Below are 15,994 nucleotides of genomic sequence, written 5' to 3'. Positions count from 1 at the left end.
AGCGGCCGCGTGGCGGACAGCGCTTACCCGGCGTAGCGTCTCGTGCAGGAGCGGTGAAGATGACCGCCTCCGTGCGGGACGGCCGCCGTCCGGATCCCTTCCGTGTGCCGGTACGACGGCCGTCACGAACGCCCCCGGGGGGCCCCGCGACCCGGCGTGATCCGAACGACAGGCCCTACGCGCCGCGGGCCGTGCCCGTGCCCTTCTCCGCGTCCAGCGCGTACACGCAGCGGTCCTTGCTGCACGCGTACACGACCCCGTCCTTCACCACCGGGGAGCCGGTGATCTCGCCGCCGGTCGCCAGCTTCCAGCGCAGCCGCCCGTCGTCGGCCTTCAGGGTGTAGAGCAGATGGTCCGTGGAGCCGAAGTGGATCCGGCCCTCGGCGACCGCCGGTGCGCCCACGATGTCGCCACCCGCCTGGAAGCGCCACTTCGGCGTCCCGGTGACCGCGTCCAGCGTGTACAGGCCCTTGCCGCTGCCGACGTGCACATGGCCCGCCGCCACCAGCACCGGGTCGGTGGAGGAACGGGACTCCGTCGCGATGCGCCAGCGGTCGCGGCCGTCGGTGGCGTCCAGGGCGTAGACGGTGCCGAGGTAGTCGGCGAGGTACACGCCGCCGCCGGTCACCGCCGGACCCGGTACGAAGGCGGGCGGGCACAGGAAGACCGCCGGGGCCTCGAAGTGCCAGCGGACATGGCCGCTCGCCACGTCCAGCGCGAGGACCCGCGTCCCGGCCGAGACGTACACGAAACCGTCCGGCGCCTGCGCCACCCGCACCGGAACCCCGCCGCAGGAGGCGGCGTCGCCGATGGGGTACGACCAGCGCTCGTCACCCGTACGGGCGTCCAGGGCGCGCAGCCTGGCGTCCTGCCACACGTACACCGTGCCGTCGTACAGCGCCGGCCCGGCCTCGGGCGACTCGAAGTCGGTCTGCGCCCCGGTGATCTCCCACAGCTTCTGCCCGTTCGAGGCCTCCCAGCCCTGCACCCCGCCACCGCGGGTGCCGGTGACGACGGTGCCCCGCTCGGCCTTGAGGGAGTACACCCAGGCGTCCGTCTGCAGGCGCCAGAGGTCGGCGCCCTCGCGGCAGTCCAGGGCGAACAGGGTCGGTCCGTCGGAGGCGTGGATACGGCCGTCCGCCACCGCCATCGACCAGGCCACGTCCCGCGTCTTGAAGCGGCGCCGGCCGGTCGCCACGTCCAGGGCGTGCACCTCGAAGGAGGTGACGTAGACGAGGTCGTCGGCGACCGAGGGGGTGCCCCAGACGTCGTTCGACATGCGGAACCGCCAGGGGCGCCAGCCGGCCGCCGTCTCCGGGGGCAGCGGCGGCGGCGCCGGTACGGCGGGGCCCACGGCGGGATCCGCGCCGTTGACGCCGGGGCGGGGCTTGGTCCAGGAGGCGACCAGGCCGGCCTCCGGGGGCGGGGCCTGCATCGCGGCGGAGCGGACGTCGGCCACCCGGGGCCCGGGACCGATGGGCACCGCCGCGCCGGCCAGCCGTACCGGGCCGGTGTCGGGGGCGCCGACCGGGACGGGGGCGGGCTGCGGGCCGGGCACCACCGGGTCGCGCGAGGGCGGCGGCGGCACGGGGGCCGCGATCCGGCCTCCGCTGCGACCGCCGGTCGAGGGCTTCGCCGCCGGGCGGCCGCCTCTTCGGGATTCGATCAGGCCGACCGCCCGCTCGGGCAGCCAGGCCGAGGCCGTACCGCTGTCGTCGGAGCCGGAGCCGAACAGGTGGGGGGCCAGCTGGGCCTGGAGGTCGGCGGGGTTCGGGCGGGCCGTCGGGTCCATCTGCATACAGGACTCGATCAGCGGACGCAGTTCGTCCGGCAGGCCCTCCAGGTCCGGGCCCTCGCGCAGCAGCATGAAGACGGTCTCGACCGGGTTGGCGCCGTGGAAGGGCGGGTGGCCGGTGGCGGCGAAGACCAGCATCGAGCCGAGCGAGAAGACGTCGCTCGCGCCGGTCACGCTCCGGGAGTCCTTCGCCTGCTCCGGCGACATGTAGGCGGGCGTACCGACGGCGACGTTGGTCATCGTCAAACGCGTGTTCGATACGCCGGACGCGATGCCGAAGTCGATGACGCGGGGGCCGTCCTCGACGACCAGCACGTTGGACGGCTTGAGGTCCCGGTGGACGAGACCGGCGCCGTGGATCGACTGGAGGGCCTCAGCCACACCCGCCGCCAGCCAGCGCACCGCCTGGGCCGGGAGCGGCCCGCACTCGTTCACTATCTCTTCGAGAGAGGGCGCGGGGACGTACGCGGTGGCCAGCCACGGCACGGCCGCGCGCGGGTCGGCGTCGACGACGGCCGCCGTGTAGAAGCCGGAGACCGCGCGGGCCGCTTCCACCTCACGGGTGAAGCGGACCCGGAACAGCTGGTCCTCGGCGAGTTCCGTACGCACTGTCTTGATCGCCACGCGTCGCCCGGACGCCGAGCGCGCGAGATAGACCAGCCCCATGCCGCCGGCACCCAGCCGTCCGAGCACCTCGAACGGCCCGATCCTGCGCGGATCGTGCTGCGTCAGCTGATCCACCACTCTGCCTGCCACCTCCCCGTACGAGCCGCGTCACCCACATATGTACGCGACCCCGTGCAGCGTCTCACCACCGCACCGCCTTGGCGGCACGCACCCCGATTCTTCCTGTCCGAGGGCGTGGTTGCGAACCCGAGGGCGGAACGGGGTGTCTTGGGACAAAACCACAGCCGTGGCCCCACCGGAAGCTCCGGCTCGCATGGTGGGACGGCACGAGTGGGGCCCAGGTCAGGCCTACGGCGCGGTCCGGCGCTCCAGGAGCGCGAAGGACGCCCCCTGGTCGTCGCTGACCACCGCCACCGTCCCGTACGACGTTTCGAAGGGCGCAACCTGGACGCGTCCGCCGAGCCGGTTCACCGTACCGAGGGCCTCCTGGCAGTCCGCCACCCGGAAGTGGACGACGAAGTGGGGCGGCATCATCGCCGGGAAGACCTCCCCGACGGCCGCGCGCCCGAAGTCCGGCTCGGCGTCCGGGCCGAACAGGGCGTCGTGGAAGAGCTCGCCGTAGAAGGCGTTGGCGACCTCGGTGTCCCGGGCGTACAGCTCGGCCCAGCCGAAGGTGCCGATCTCGTGCCGACGCCCAAAACCCTTGTGCTCGCCCGCCTGCCAGAGGCCGAAGACGGCACCCTCGGGGTCGGTGACCAGGGCGACCCTGCCCAGCGCGTCCCCCACCTCCACGGGCGCGGTGACCACCTGCCCCCCGGCCTCGCGCACCCGCCTGGCCAGCGCTCCCGCGTCCGGGGTGGCGAAGTACACCGTCCACACGGTGGGCATGCGCCCGTCCGTCTTGCGCGAGAGGGAGGCGACGGGCTCGTCGTCCAGCCGGGCGAGCACGGTGGAGTCGAAAGCCTCCTCGAAGGCCCATCCGAAGAGCTCACCGTAGAAGCGCTTGCCCGCCTCCACGTCGGCGAGCTGCGCGTCCACCCAGCACGGGACGCCCTCCCGATATCCCGTTCCGTTCGCGGATGCCCTGTTTTCGGCCATGCCGCCAAAGTAACGGCCCTGCGCGCAACCCGCAGACCAGGCACACCAGCCTCCACGTCCTCGCGCACCCCATTTGCAGTCGGCCGAATCGCGCCCCGATCACGCCTCGGTAAGCTGACGACATGACAGGACAAGTGCGTACCGTCGACGGCCGCGTGGCCGGCCGACGTGGGCAGGCGACCCGGCAGAAGCTGCTCGACTGCCTCAGCGAGATGCTCAGCTCCTCCCCGTACCGGGACGTCAAAGTCATCGATGTCGCCCGGAAGGCGGGCACTTCGCCCGCGACCTTCTACCAGTACTTCCCGGACGTCGAGGGCGCCGTCCTGGAGATCGCCGAGCAAATGGCCGCCGAGGGAGCCGGGTTGACCGAGCTCGTGGAGGGCCGCAGCTGGGTCGGCAAGGCCGGCTGGCAGACCGCGCAGGAACTCGTGGACGGCTTCCTGGAGTTCTGGCGCAAGAACGACGCGATCCTCAGGGTCGTCGACCTCGGCGCGTCCGAGGGCGACAAGCGCTTCTACAAGATCCGCATGAAGATCCTGAACTCCGTCAACAACTCCCTCGCGGACGCCGTCGCGCAGTTGCAGGCCAAGGGCAGGGTGGACAAGGACGTCAACCCGGCCGCGGTCGCCGGGTCGCTCGTCGCGATGCTCGCGGCGGTGGCCTCGCACCAGAAGGGCTTCCAGACGTGGGGCGTCAAGCAGGCCGAACTCAAGCCCAACCTGGCGCTCCTGGTGCATCTGGGCGTGACCGGCAAGAAGCCGACCAAGTAGCACCGGGAGGCCGGCAGCCGCTCTCCGGATCCCGAAGTCCTGTCTCGCGGGCGGTGGTTCACTCACGGGTGGACCACCGCCCGCTGCGCTTTCGGGGACCGGCCGCTCAGCCTGGCAGCGGCCGGTCCTTCACCACGTGCTTCATCACCAGCGTCGACGTCAGCCGCTGCACCCCCGGCAGCGTGGCCAACCGCTCGTCGTACAGCCGCTGGTAGGAGGCGAGGTCGGCGGCCACGACCCGCAGCAGGTAGTCCGGCTCGCCGAACAACCGCTGTGCCTCCAGCACCTCCTGCACATCGCCGAGCGCCCGCTCGAACTCGGCCACGGTGTCCCGGTCCTCCTGCCGCATGGAGACGAAGACCAGCGCCTCGAAGTTCAGGCCGACGGCGGCCGGGTCCACCACGGCCCGGTATCCGCTGATGGCGCCGGCCCGCTCCAGCTCCCGCAGCCGCCGGTGGCACGGCGAGACGCTGAGCCGCACCCGCGCGGCCAGCTCGGTCACGGTCAGCCGCCCATCCTGCTGGAGCTCGGCAAGAATCTTTCTGTCCACGTCGTCCATGAGGCAGATCTTCCCTCGATGAGGCCCCCTACCCGCAAACTTCGACAACACTTTCGAGCCATTCACGCCTAATGTCGCCACCATGGACTCCGGACTGCTCCTCTCCTTCCTCGCCATCGACCTGCTGCTCGTCTGCGTTCCGGGCGCCGACTGGGCGTACGCGATCTCCGCGGGACTGCGCGACCGCTCGCCGTCGACGGCGGTGGCGGGCCTGGTCACGGGGTACGCGCTGCACACGGCCCTCGCCGCGGCCGGCCTGGCGGTGCTGGTGGCGGGTGAGCCGGGGCTGCTGACCGCGCTGACGGCGGCAGGCGCCGGCTACCTGGTGTGGCTGGGATGGGGCGTACTGCGCCGGCCGGGCACGCCGGGGGCCGCCGAGGAGCCGGTCGCCGCGAGCCCGTCCCGCGCCTTTCTGCGGGGCGCGACGATCAGCGGCCTGAACCCCAAGGGGCTGCTGCTCTACCTCTCGGTGCTGCCGCAGTTCCTGGTGACGAAGGGCGACCACCTGCCGGTCCCCGCCCAGACCGCCGTACTCGGCCTGCTCCACATGGTGTGCTGCGCCGCCGTCTACCTGGCCGTGGGCTTCGGGGCCCGCGCGGTCCTCGGCGCCCGCCCGGCGGCGGCGCGGGCGGTCACCCGCACGTCGGGGGCGGCGATGCTGGGGATCGGCGCGTTCCTGCTGGTGCAGCGCCTGGCGACGCTGTGATCCCGGCTCACCGGGCGCGACGGACGATCCTGAACAGCCGTATCTCCCGTTCCACCCGCGCCTGGTACGAGGCGTAGGGCGGCCAGAACTCCAGCACCGCCCGCCACGCCGCCGCCCGCTCGTCCCCCTCCAGCAGCCGGGCCGTGACCGGGACGTCCCGGCCCTTCCAGCTGACCTCGGCCTCGGGGTGGGCCAGGAGGTTGTGGGTCCAGGCCGGGTGGCCGGGGCGGCCGAAGTTGGAGCCGACGAGGATCCAGCAGCGGCCGTCGTCCTCGGGCATGCAGGCGAGCGGCGTACGACGGGGCAGACCGCTGCGGGCGCCGGTCGAGGTGAGGATCACCCCGGGCAGCAGCTGGGCGCTGAGCAGCACCTTGCCACGGGTGAGCCGGTGCACGGCACGGTCGAGCGCGGGGACGACGTGCGGGGCGAGCTTGGCGAAGCCCCGCGTCGAGGACACCTTCTGCACCAGGCGCACGCCGATCACACCGCCACCTCCCGCGCCTCGGCGACCGTGAAGAGCCGGGCCGTCTCGGCGGCGTGCGCCCGCAGCCGGTGCACCGGCCCGAAGAGCAGCTCGTCGCCAGCGGCCCGCTTGAAGTACAGGTGGGCCTCGTGCTCCCAGGTGAAACCGATGCCGCCGTGCAACTGGATCCCCTCGGCGGCGGCGATCCGCAGCGCCTCCAGGGCCTGTGCGAGGGCGAGCCCGCCGACCCGCTCCCCGTGGGCCGTCGCCCACGCCGCGTAGTACGCGGCCGAGCGTGCCGCCTGCACCGCCACGTACACGTCCGCGAGCCGGTGCTTCACCGCCTGGAAGGACCCGATCAGCCGGCCGAACTGCTCCCGACGCCCGACGTACTCCACGGTCCGCTCCAGCGCCCGGTCGGCGGCCCCCACGGCTTCACAGGCCAGGACGGCGGCGGTCCGCTCCCCGGTGTCGGCGAGGGCGCCCAGCACCTGCGCGCTCTCCTCCCCCAGCGGTTCCGCCTCCACGTCCCGCAGTTGCACCCGCCCCTGCGGTCGTGTCGCGTCCAGCGCCGTCTGCCGCGTCCGGACGACGCCGGCCGCGTCCCCCGGCACCAGGAACAGCAGGGTGCGGGAGCGGACGAACCCCCCGGCGTGCGCGGCGACCACCAGCAGCCCGGCGCTGTGCCCGTCCAGCACCTGGTCGACCTGCCCGTACAGCCGCCAGCCGCTCTCCGTCCGCCGCGCCTGCACACCTCCGGCGCGTCCGCCACCGGCCCAGTCGCCGCCGCCCGCGCCGGTGAGGGCGAGGGCGGTGGCGAGCGCCGTACCGGGGACGGCGAGGGCGGCCGTGAGCGTGCCGCCGCAGAGGCGGGGCAGCAGCCGGGCGCGTTGGGCTGCGGTGCCCAGGGCGGCGATCAGCGGCGCGGCGAGCGCGGCGGTGGCCAGCAGCGGTGAGGGGGCCAGCACGCGCCCCGTCTCCTCGCAGGCGAGGGCGAGTTCGGTCGACGAGCAGCCGACACCGCCGTACGCCTCGGGGAGGGCGAGCCCGGGCAGGCAGAGCCGGCCGGCGAGGTCCGCCCACAGGGCGGGGTCGTGTCCGGCCGGGGTGTCGAGGGCCGCGCGCAGCTCGCGGGGGCCGCAGCGGCTGTGCAGCAGCTCGCGGAGGGTGCGGCGGATCTCGTCCTGTTCGGGGGTGAAGCGGGCGTCCATGGCTCTTCCCTCCGTATCTGACGGGCCGTCATATTAGGAGGGTCGCAGCGATATGCCCAGGGGTTGGAGGCCTCGCATGACCGCCCGGAGCCGGAAAGTCGCCGTCGTCGGGGTGTCCCTCTCCGACTGCGGCCGCCTGGACGACACGACCCCGTACGCCCTGCACGCCCAGGCGGCCCGCCGCGCCCTCGCCGACGCCGGGCTGGGCCGCGCGGTGGTGGACGGCTTCGCCTCCGCCGGCCTGGGCACCCTCGCCCCCGTCGAGGTGGCCGAGTACCTGGGCCTGCGTCCCACCTGGGTCGACTCCACCTCCGTCGGCGGCTCCACCTGGGAGGTGATGGCGGCCCACGCCGCGGACGCGATAGCGGCCGGGCACGCGCGGGCCGTGCTCCTGGTCTACGGCTCGACGGCCCGCGCGGACGTCAGGGCCGGCCGGCGGACGGGGAACCTCTCCTTCGGCTCCCGGGGCCCCGCGCAGTTCGAGGTCCCCTACGGCCACACCCTGATCGCCAAGTACGCCATGGCCGCCCGCCGCCACATGATCGAACACGGCACCACGATCGAGCAGTTGGCGCAGGTCGCCGTCCAGGCCAGGGCGAACGCGGCACTGAACCCCGAGGCCATGTTCCGTGACCCGATCACCGTGGACGACGTCCTGTCGGGTCCGATGATCGCGGACCCCTTCACCAAGCTGCACTGCTGCCTGCGCTCCGACGGCGGGGCGGCGGTGCTGCTGGCCGCCGAGGATGTCGTACGGGACTGCCGTACGGCACCGGTGTGGATCCTCGGCACGGGCGAGCACGTCTCGCACTGCGCCATGTCCGAATGGCCCGACTTCACGACGGGCCCGGCGGCGGTGAGCGGACGACTCGCCTTCGAACGCGCCGGCGTGCGGCCCCAGGAGATCGACTTCGCGGAGATCTACGACGCCTTCACCTACATGACCCTGGTGACCCTGGAGGACCTCGGCTTCTGCGGGAAGGGCGAGGGCGGGGCCTTCGTGGAGAAGGGACGGCTGCTGGTGCGGGGCGGGGAACTTCCGGTCAACACGGACGGCGGCGGCCTGTCGGCCCAACACCCCGGGATGCGGGGGCTGTTCCTTCTGGTCGAGGCGGTGCGGCAGCTGCGCGGCGAGGGCGGCGAGCGCCAAGTCCGGTGCCGCGCAGGGAGTCTGCCGCGCCTCGCAGTCGCTTCGGCGACCGGGGGATGGTTCTGCTCGTCGGGGACGTTGGTACTGGGCAGGGATTGAGACGATGATCGAGACAACTCGAACCACCCAGCGCCCACCCGCTGCCGGCGTCGCGTGCGCCAGCGGGATCGGCTGGGGCCCGAAGACCCGCTCCGACAACGAACTGCGCAAGGGATGCGGGACCAGGTCTCCGAATCCGTAGGAGAAGCGCATGGCCGAACACCCCCCCACGCGGTACTCACCCGAAGGCACACCACTGGGGGGCACCGCGGACGGCATCCGGCTCGGCAACAGCTACGCCACTGACACCCCACGTGCCCGCAAGCTGTGGTGGCGCATCAGGAACGTACTGCGTCGGCCGGTGAAGAACAGCGAGCAGCGCCACTGACGTGGAAACACGGACGGGCCCTCTCCGCAGGAACACTCTGCGGAGAGGGCCCTCTTACGGCTCGGCCCTCGTGAGAACTGAATCAGCGTGAAGACGGCCCCCGCCACCCTCGACCAGCTCCGGGAGATCTCGGCCCGCTACCTTCCGGCCGAGAAGGTCGACGGCTATGTCGAGTCCGCCTGGAAGGACCACGGCGAGCAGGTCGTGCTGCACATGCGGCCCGAACGCTGGGTGTCGTCCGACCTCGGTCAGGTGTGAGCCGGAGCCGCGGGACACAATCGGGGCATGGCAACGGATCTTCATGAGCTGCTGAGGTCGCTGCGGGTCTGGGACGTCGACCTGCCCTCCTTCGACCCGGGCGCCGCGCCCGCCGACCCGCTCACCCTCTTCACGGACTGGTTCGCGCAGGCGGTCGAGGCCGGGCAGGTGGAGCCCCACACGATGTCCCTCGCCACGGTGGACGAGAAGGGCCTGCCCGACGTACGGACTGTGATGCTGCACGGCGCCGACGCGTCCGGCTGGTCCTTCGCGACCCACGCGGGCAGCCGCAAGGGCCGTCAGCTCGCCGCCCGTCCGCACGCGGCCCTCGGCTTCTACTGGGCGGCGCAGGGCCGCCAGGTGCGGGTGCGGGGCGCGGTGACGGCCGCCCCGTCCACCGAGTCCCAGGCCGACCTGCACGCCCGCTCGACCGGGGCGCTGGCGGCGGCCCTGACCGGCCGCCAGAGCGAGGTCCTGTCCTCGCTGGAGGAGCTGGCGCGGGAGTCTCGGGCGGCCTGGGAACGGGCCCGGCACGAACCGGACGCCCCGGTCCCGTCCTGGACCCTCTACCGCCTGCGGCCCGAGGAGGTGGAGTTCTTCCAGGGCGACGCGCAGCGCCGCCACGTTCGGCTCGTCTATCGCCGTACGCCGGACGGCTGGGCCAGGGAACTGCTCTGGCCCTGAGGGCCCGCGCCCGTCAGTAGGTGCGGTTCCGCCGGAAGTCGTACGCCGCGAAGTCGACCACCGCCCGGTACCCGATGCGCTGGTAGAGGCCGTTGCTCGTGCGGTTGGCCAGGTCCGTGAAGAGCAGCACCTCACGCGCCCCGGAGGTGAGCACGGCCCGGCTGACCCGGGCGGTGACCGCGCCCGCGTACCCGCGCCGGCGCAGTGGGGCCGGGGTGTAGACGGGGGCGACCCGGACCTGGCCGGCGACGACCGGGGTCACGCCGGCCATGGAGAGGGGGGTGCCGTCCTCGGCCTCCCAGAGGGTGACGCCTCCGTAGGCGATCCGTGAGTCGGCCCACGCCTCGGCGTCACGGGCGGCGTGATGCCCAGCCTCCTCGACGAACTCGGCGTACCAGCGCGCCAGCAGCTCCCGGTCGTGCGGGCCGGCGATCCGTGCCCGGCCCGCCGGGGCGGGCTGCGGAAGGGTCAGGTTGCCCAGCCGGTACAGGCGTTGGCGCTGGCTGACCGCGGCCCGTACGCCCGCGTGCCGCCGCCAGGCGGCGACGAAGGCCTCGGCGGTCTCGTGCGCCGCGATGACACCGGGCACCGGGTGGCCGAGGGCCACCAGGTGGGCGGCCAGGGCGTCGGCTTCCTCGGGGGTGAGGGGGGTGACGTTCAGCCGGTAGGGCGGGGTGCGGAAGTAGGCGGCACGCACCTGCCCGTCCAGCTCCAGTACACCGAAGACGGGCGCCTCGTCGCCGTACGCGCGAAGCCCGTTCGTGCGCAGTGACTCGGTGACCGTCAGGGCGACGGTGTGCAGATCGGGGCGTGAGCGCAGGAAGCCACCGGCGTGGGCGAGAAAGCCGGTGAGGTCCTCGGTGCAGTACCAGTGGTCCGGGCGCATAGCTCATGATCCCGCGCCCCGGGGGCAGTTGTGCACGGTTTTCCGCCGTGGATACGAACCCGACACAAGAGCCCACTCCCAGGCGGGCGTCGAGGGGCGCCGTGTTCACGCCGCGCGGGCCGGCTGGTTGACGTCCGGGGCGCCCGTCGCCGCTCGCGCGCGCAGGTCCTTGTCCCGGTATGCGAGGAGTCGTGGCCGACGGCGTGGTCGCGTTCGAGCGGTGCACCGGCGAGGCCGGCTTCGAACCCCTGCGGGTCACTTCGCGGGGCGGAACACCGGGACCCCGTCCCGGAAGGCGACCTGAAGGTCCATCCCGGCGTACAGCCGCCCGGGGTCCGCGCACTCCACCACCTCCGTCGTCATCCGCGGGCCCTCGGCGAGGTCGACGACCGCGGCGACGTACGGTGTCCGCTCCCCGAACGGCGGCAGGTCGTTGCGGTGGACGACGGACCAGGTGTAGAGGGTGGCCCGGCCGCTCGCGGGCCGCCAGGTCACGTCCTCGCTCCAGCAGTGCGGGCAGAACTCGCGGGGGTAGTGGTGGCAGCGACCGCACGCCCGGCAGGCCCGGACGAGCAGCCGTCCGTTCGCCGCCGCGTCCCAGTAAGGCCGGGTGAACGCGTCGGGTTCGGGGACGTCGTACCGCATCAGAACAGCCCCAGCGCGCTGTCCACCGACCACGACTGCCACGACATCCCGAACAGCGCGACCAGTGAGATCAGCGCCATCATCGAGTTCTGGCCCTGCTCGGCCCAGTCGTGGATCATCAGGGCGAAGTAGAGGCCGTTGAGCAGCAGCGCGCCGACGAGGGCGACCGGGGTCAGGAACCCGAGGACGAGCCCGAGCCCGAGGGCGAGTTCCGCGTACAGGACGACGTACGCCATGGCCCGTGGCCGGGGCGCCACGACGGCCCGGAATCCGGAACGTACGGCGTTCCAGCGGTGCTTGGCAGCCACGTCCGCCGCCCACCTGATCCCGGCGCCCTCGAACCAGCTCTTCTTGTCCTTGTGCCGCCAGCTCTCCAGCCACCACAGCCCGAGGCCTATGCGGAGCACGGCCAGCCATTGCGCACCCGTGAGCCAGATCGCGTCCATGGATCTGACGGTACGTCAGATAAGGGTGGCCGACAACGCCCGTGCGGCGCAGTCCCGAACGGCGCGGCCCGGCAGGCGAGGGCGGCCCGCCCGGCTTCCGGAAGCGGGGCACTGCCCGCCCTCCCTCAGGGCGACGCCTCGAAGCCGCCGGACAGGTCGAGAAGGAACGGGGAGCCCGGTGCCGTCGGGGCCCAGCCCTCCCGCAGGGCCCGCTCGACGGCACGGGCCACATCGGACGGCAGCACGGGCCGCGTCTCCCGCCCGATCCAGTTGTCGGCACGGGGCCGGTCGGTGACGACCACGAGGACCGCCCCGACGGCATCCGCGCACTCCACCGCGAAGCTGCACGGAGCCCAGCACAGCCCCTGCACCGAGGTCGGCCGGCGTCGCACCCGCCAGCGGTAGGCCGTGCCGTCGACGACGATGCGCCGTGCGCCCCTGCGTCCCAGTGCCATGGACCCTCCTCGGGGCAGAGGATGCCAGGGGAACGGCCTGGCGCGCCGCTCCTTACCTCCCGCGTAATCGACCGCCACGCACTCCCCCGGCAGGATCGGGCACACCGGCGGGGACCCCCGCCGCAGCCCGCCGCAGCCCGCCCAAGTCGCGAGGAGAGAGTCATGACCGCCGAGTCCGCCGCCGTGAGGGAACGTCCGGGCACCGCCGCCTGTTCGGTCACCGAGGCCACCCGGGCCGTCGTACTGGAGTTCCTGGCCGCCCGGCTGGCCGGGGACACCGGGCGGCTGGTCGAGCTCTTCGCCGAGGAGGTGGACTGGGTGCTGGCCGAGAATCCCGGGGTCCCCTGGATCCGCCCGCGCTCCACCGGCGCCGAATGCGCCGCGCAGTTCACCGATCTGATGCGGTACACGGTCCCCGAGGACGCCCGGGCCCGCGTGGACGCCTTCCTCGTCGACGGCACCGACGCCGTCCTGACGGGGCACCTCTCGGGGACCGTGTGCGCGACGGGGAAGTCCTTCGAGGGGCCGTTCGCGCTGCGCCTCACCGTCGAGGACGGCCGGATCACGCGCCACCACCTCTACGAGAACAGCCTCTCGATCGCCCGGGCCTGTGCCCCCGGAGATTGAGGACGAGCCCTCCGCTTCCCGCTCCGCTCCCCCTCCACTTCCCGCTCCGCTTCCCCCCTCGTCACACCCCGCCGGGATCCGCGCCACATCCACCGCCGCGCCACAACCAGGCGACCTACGTCACAGACCCCGCCCGCAACTCCTACAGTCGTGATCGATCCGCAACCAATTCCGGTCTTGACCGAGACCCATCAACCGACAGCGTGATTACGCTCCCGACCATGGCCGACTCCACAGCGTCCCCGAACCACACGGACCATCCCGTCTACGTCATCGGCGGCGGCCCAGGTGGACTCTCCGTCGCACACACCCTGCGCGCCCAAGGACTGCGTGCCGTCGTGCTGGAGAAGTCGGACCGGATAGGCGCCTCCTGGCGGGGCCACTACGACCGGCTTCACCTGCACACCACCCGCCGGCTGTCGGGCCTGCCGGGGCTGCCGATGCCGCGTCGCTTCGGACGCTGGGTGTCCCGGGACGACGTCGTGCGCTACCTGGAGAAGTACGCCGAGCACCACGACCTGGAGATCGTCACCGGCGTCGAGGTCTCCCGCGTCGAGCCCTCCCCTGACGGCTCCGGCTGGCTGCTGCGCGCCACCGGCGGCCGCGAACTGACCGGCGCCGCGGTCGTCGTGGCCACCGGCCACAACCACACGCCGCGCATCCCCGACTGGCCCGGACGGGACACCTACAGCGGCGAGTTCCTGCATGCCCGCGCGTACCGCAACCCGGCGCCCTACACCGGCCGCGACGTCCTGGTCGTCGGCGTCGGCAACACCGGCGCCGAGATCGCCGTGGACCTGGCGGAGGGCGGGGCCTCGCGGGTACGGCTGGCGGTGCGCACCACTCCGCACATCGTGCGCCGCTCCACCGCCGGGTGGGCCGCCCAGTTCACCAGCATCCTCGTACGGCGGCTGCCGGTCGGGCTCGTCGACCGGCTCGCCAGGCCGCTGGCCAGGCTCAGTGTGCCCGACCTGTCGGCGCAAGGGCTGCCGCGCCCCGACACCGGCCTGTACAGCCGGGTCGAGGAAGGCGCCGTCCCGGTGCTGGACGTCGGTCTCGTCGACGCGGTACGCAAGGGCCGCGTGGAGATCGTGGCCGCCGTCGACGGCTTCGAGGGCGACAAGGTGATCCTCGCCGACGGCAGCCGCCTCTCGCCGGACGCCGTCATCGCCGCCACCGGCTACGTCCGCGCCCTGGAGGGCCTCGTCGGACACCTCGGCGTCCTCGACCCGCGCGGCAGGCCGACCGCCCGGGGCGGCCGCACCCCGGCGAACGCGCCCGGCCTCTACTTCACCGGCTTCACCAACCCGATCAGCGGCAACCTCCGGGAGATGGCGATCGACGCGACGAAGATCGCCAAATCCGTCGCCCGGGACAGGTCGCTGCGGGTCTCACGGCTGCCGGTGACGTAGACCGCTCAACTCTCCTACGTGGTCCCTTTGTTACTTCCGCGTCAGAAGTGGCGGGAGGGCTGTACCGCGCCCCGGCACGGAGCCAGAATGTGAGCCCTGTTCAACTTTTCGGCTCCACTCCCCTCTCGCACGACGGAGGACGCACGTGGCACGTGAAGGACAGCAACCCGAAAGCCCGTCCCCTCGGGCCCCCCGGAACCCGCGGCTCTCCCGAGCCCCCCGCCTCTCCCGGCGCTCCCTGCTCGGGGGCGCCGCGGCGGCAGCGGGCGGCGCGGCCCTCACCACGACCGCCGCCGGTACGGCCTCGGCGGCCGTGTCGCGCGACGTGGACGTCGCGATCGTCGGCGCCGGGCTGGCCGGCCTCACCGCGGCCCGCGACCTGGTGGCCGCCGGCCGGTCGGTCACCGTCCTGGAGGCCCGCGACCGCGTCGGCGGCCGGGTCGTGGGACTGAACCTGGCGAACGGCGGTGTCACCGAGGGCGGCGGCGAGTTCATCGGCCCCACCCAGGACCGCGTCAAGGCGCTCGCCGACTCACTCGGCGTGCAGACGTTCACGACGTACAACACGGGCGACAACCTCCTGTACAAGGACGGCAGGAAGACCCCCTACGCCACCGACGGCCTGCTCGGTGCCGTCCCGCCCGTCGACGCCGCCGGGCTCGCGAACGCCGCGATCGTGCAGGCCAAGCTGAACGACCTGGCCAGGCAGATCCCGGTCGACGCGCCCTGGACCGCGGCGAAGGCCGACGAATGGGACCGGCAGACCTTCGAGACCTGGCTGCGCGCCAACGCCGTCGTCCCGTCGGCCAAGTTCCTCTTCGACGTGGCCTGCACGTCGATCTTCTCGGCCGAGCCCAGGGAACTCTCCTTCCTGTTCGTCCTCTTCTACATCGCCGCCGCCGGCGACGCCTCCCACCCCGGCACCCTGGAACGCCTCACCGAGACCGCGAACGGCGCCCAGGAACTGCGCTTCGTCGGCGGTTCCCAGCTGCTGCCGGTCAGGCTCGCCGCCCGGCTCGGCGACCGGGTGGTGCTGAACGCCCCGGTGCGCACGATCACCCGGTCCGGCGCCGGGTACGCGGTGAGGGCCGACGGCATCACCGTCACCGCCCGGCGGGTCGTCGTCGCCGTGCCCCCGCCGATCGCCGCCCGCATCACCTACGACCCCGTCCTCCCGGCCGCCCGCGACCAGCTCACCCAACGCCTGCCGATGGCCTCGGTCGGCAAGGCGATCGCGATCTACGACACCCCGTTCTGGCGGGCCGACGGCCTCAACGGCCAGGTGGTCAGCGACACCGGCGTGATCAGCTCCACGTTCGACAACTCCCCGCCCGACGCCTCCTTCGGCGCCCTGATGGGCTTCATCGAGGCCGACGAGGCGCGCAAGCTCGACGCGGCGAGCGAGGCGGAGGTCAGGGCGGCCGTGCTGAAGGACTACACGACGTACTTCGGCGAGAAAGCGGCCTCCCCCACCTCCTTCGTCCTGCAACGCTGGAACAACGAGCCCTACACCCGCGGCGGCCCCGTCTCCATCGCCGCGCCCGGCGTCCTGACCCAGTACGGCCCCGCCCTGCGCGCGCCGGTCGGCGGCATCCACTGGGCCGGGACGGAGACCTCCACCTACTGGATGGGCTTCATGGACGGGGCGGTGCGCTCGGGCGAGCGGGTGGCGAAGGAGGTGCTGGCGGTGCTCTGAGCGGCACGGCCGCGCACGGCCCCGGCCAACTTTGCGTGCACAGCCGTTCCTGACATGGCGTCAGTTCATTTAATCTGAC

At 73.0% G+C, this 15,994-nt stretch carries 17 protein-coding genes and 1 pseudogene; 9 read left to right on the top strand and 9 right to left on the bottom strand.

The genetic code is table 11. The features are described 5' to 3' along the window. Positions 1 to 175: 175 nt before the first annotated feature. Together ACFYNL_RS26850 and ACFYNL_RS26845 are read right to left on the bottom strand one after the other, a co-directional pair. A complete protein-coding gene (locus ACFYNL_RS26850) occupies positions 176 to 2,539 on the bottom strand; it encodes a PQQ-binding-like beta-propeller repeat protein (protein ID WP_388807554.1) in 2,364 nt (787 codons plus the stop codon). A gap of 231 nt (positions 2,540 to 2,770) precedes the next feature. Then, the gene (locus tag ACFYNL_RS26845; RefSeq protein WP_388807553.1) at positions 2,771 to 3,520 is read right to left on the bottom strand and encodes a VOC family protein; all 750 of its coding nucleotides are present in this window, start codon (positions 3,518 to 3,520) and stop codon (positions 2,771 to 2,773) included. Positions 3,521 to 3,654: 134 nt separating this feature from the next. Here ACFYNL_RS26845 and ACFYNL_RS26840 point away from each other — a divergent pair, with 134 nt between their 5' ends. Continuing rightward, a complete protein-coding gene (locus tag ACFYNL_RS26840; protein WP_019758484.1) occupies positions 3,655 to 4,290 on the top strand; it encodes a TetR family transcriptional regulator in 636 nt (211 codons plus the stop codon). Between the two features lie 106 nt (positions 4,291 to 4,396). On the opposite strand, the gene ACFYNL_RS26835 is transcribed toward ACFYNL_RS26840, so the two are convergent. Beyond that, positions 4,397 to 4,849 carry an Lrp/AsnC family transcriptional regulator gene (locus ACFYNL_RS26835; protein ID WP_388807552.1) on the bottom strand — a complete coding sequence of 151 codons (453 nt, stop codon included), beginning with the start codon at positions 4,847 to 4,849 and terminating at the stop codon, positions 4,397 to 4,399. An 82-nt stretch (positions 4,850 to 4,931) separates the two neighbouring features. Here ACFYNL_RS26835 and ACFYNL_RS26830 point away from each other — a divergent pair, with 82 nt between their 5' ends. Next, the gene (locus ACFYNL_RS26830) at positions 4,932 to 5,555 is read left to right on the top strand and encodes a LysE family translocator (RefSeq protein WP_388807551.1); all 624 of its coding nucleotides are present in this window, start codon (positions 4,932 to 4,934) and stop codon (positions 5,553 to 5,555) included. 7 nt (positions 5,556 to 5,562) lie between these two features. Here ACFYNL_RS26830 and ACFYNL_RS26825 read toward each other — a convergent pair whose 3' ends face one another. Next, positions 5,563 to 6,039: a nitroreductase family deazaflavin-dependent oxidoreductase gene (locus ACFYNL_RS26825; RefSeq protein WP_388807550.1), complete on the bottom strand. Its 477-nt coding sequence runs from the start codon at positions 6,037 to 6,039 to the stop codon at positions 5,563 to 5,565. After that, complete coding sequence (locus ACFYNL_RS26820) at positions 6,036 to 7,229, bottom strand: acyl-CoA dehydrogenase family protein (protein ID WP_388807549.1); 1,194 nt, start codon at positions 7,227 to 7,229, stop codon at positions 6,036 to 6,038. The genes ACFYNL_RS26825 and ACFYNL_RS26820 overlap by 4 nt, the downstream gene beginning before the upstream one ends. 76 nt (positions 7,230 to 7,305) lie before the next feature. Here ACFYNL_RS26820 and ACFYNL_RS26815 point away from each other — a divergent pair, with 76 nt between their 5' ends. From ACFYNL_RS26815 to ACFYNL_RS26800, 4 genes and pseudogenes are all read left to right on the top strand, one after another. After that, a complete protein-coding gene (locus tag ACFYNL_RS26815; RefSeq protein ID WP_388807548.1) occupies positions 7,306 to 8,478 on the top strand; it encodes an acetyl-CoA acetyltransferase in 1,173 nt (390 codons plus the stop codon). Positions 8,479 to 8,629: 151 nt separating this feature from the next. Beyond that, positions 8,630 to 8,806, top strand: coding sequence for a hypothetical protein (locus ACFYNL_RS26810; protein WP_388807547.1), 177 nt, complete (start codon positions 8,630 to 8,632; stop codon positions 8,804 to 8,806). Positions 8,807 to 8,893: 87 nt separating this feature from the next. Then, positions 8,894 to 9,064 (top strand): annotated as a pseudogene (locus ACFYNL_RS26805) (pyridoxamine 5'-phosphate oxidase family protein); the annotation flags it as partial. Between the two features lie 27 nt (positions 9,065 to 9,091). Beyond that, complete coding sequence (locus tag ACFYNL_RS26800; RefSeq protein WP_388807546.1) at positions 9,092 to 9,748, top strand: pyridoxal 5'-phosphate synthase; 657 nt, start codon at positions 9,092 to 9,094, stop codon at positions 9,746 to 9,748. A 13-nt stretch (positions 9,749 to 9,761) separates the two neighbouring features. On the opposite strand, the gene ACFYNL_RS26795 is transcribed toward ACFYNL_RS26800, so the two are convergent. From ACFYNL_RS26795 to ACFYNL_RS26780, 4 genes are all read right to left on the bottom strand, one after another. Further along, entirely contained in the window at positions 9,762 to 10,634 is an 873-nt protein-coding gene (locus tag ACFYNL_RS26795; protein WP_388807545.1) for a GNAT family N-acetyltransferase, read from the bottom strand. A 255-nt stretch (positions 10,635 to 10,889) separates the two neighbouring features. Then, positions 10,890 to 11,279: a Zn-ribbon domain-containing OB-fold protein gene (locus ACFYNL_RS26790; RefSeq protein WP_388807544.1), complete on the bottom strand. Its 390-nt coding sequence runs from the start codon at positions 11,277 to 11,279 to the stop codon at positions 10,890 to 10,892. Next, complete coding sequence (locus ACFYNL_RS26785; RefSeq protein ID WP_388807543.1) at positions 11,279 to 11,725, bottom strand: DoxX family protein; 447 nt, start codon at positions 11,723 to 11,725, stop codon at positions 11,279 to 11,281. The genes ACFYNL_RS26790 and ACFYNL_RS26785 overlap by 1 nt, the downstream gene beginning before the upstream one ends. 125 nt (positions 11,726 to 11,850) lie before the next feature. Further along, positions 11,851 to 12,180: a hypothetical protein gene (locus ACFYNL_RS26780; RefSeq protein WP_388807542.1), complete on the bottom strand. Its 330-nt coding sequence runs from the start codon at positions 12,178 to 12,180 to the stop codon at positions 11,851 to 11,853. Between the two features lie 162 nt (positions 12,181 to 12,342). Here ACFYNL_RS26780 and ACFYNL_RS26775 point away from each other — a divergent pair, with 162 nt between their 5' ends. The 3 genes from ACFYNL_RS26775 (at position 12,343) to ACFYNL_RS26765 (ending at position 15,915) form a co-directional block, all read left to right on the top strand. Then, the gene (locus ACFYNL_RS26775) at positions 12,343 to 12,807 is read left to right on the top strand and encodes a nuclear transport factor 2 family protein (RefSeq protein WP_388807541.1); all 465 of its coding nucleotides are present in this window, start codon (positions 12,343 to 12,345) and stop codon (positions 12,805 to 12,807) included. Positions 12,808 to 13,028: 221 nt separating this feature from the next. Next, a complete protein-coding gene (locus ACFYNL_RS26770) occupies positions 13,029 to 14,219 on the top strand; it encodes a flavin-containing monooxygenase (protein ID WP_388807540.1) in 1,191 nt (396 codons plus the stop codon). Positions 14,220 to 14,457: 238 nt separating this feature from the next. Beyond that, positions 14,458 to 15,915: a flavin monoamine oxidase family protein gene (locus ACFYNL_RS26765; protein WP_388807964.1), complete on the top strand. Its 1,458-nt coding sequence runs from the start codon at positions 14,458 to 14,460 to the stop codon at positions 15,913 to 15,915. Positions 15,916 to 15,994: the final 79 nt, after the last annotated feature.

The organism is Streptomyces sp. NPDC007808, from assembly GCF_042868655.1.
Lineage (GTDB): Bacteria > Actinomycetota > Actinomycetes > Streptomycetales > Streptomycetaceae > Streptomyces.
Note: the sequence above shows the minus strand (reverse complement) of the source record. Positions and strands in the feature narration are given on the sequence as shown.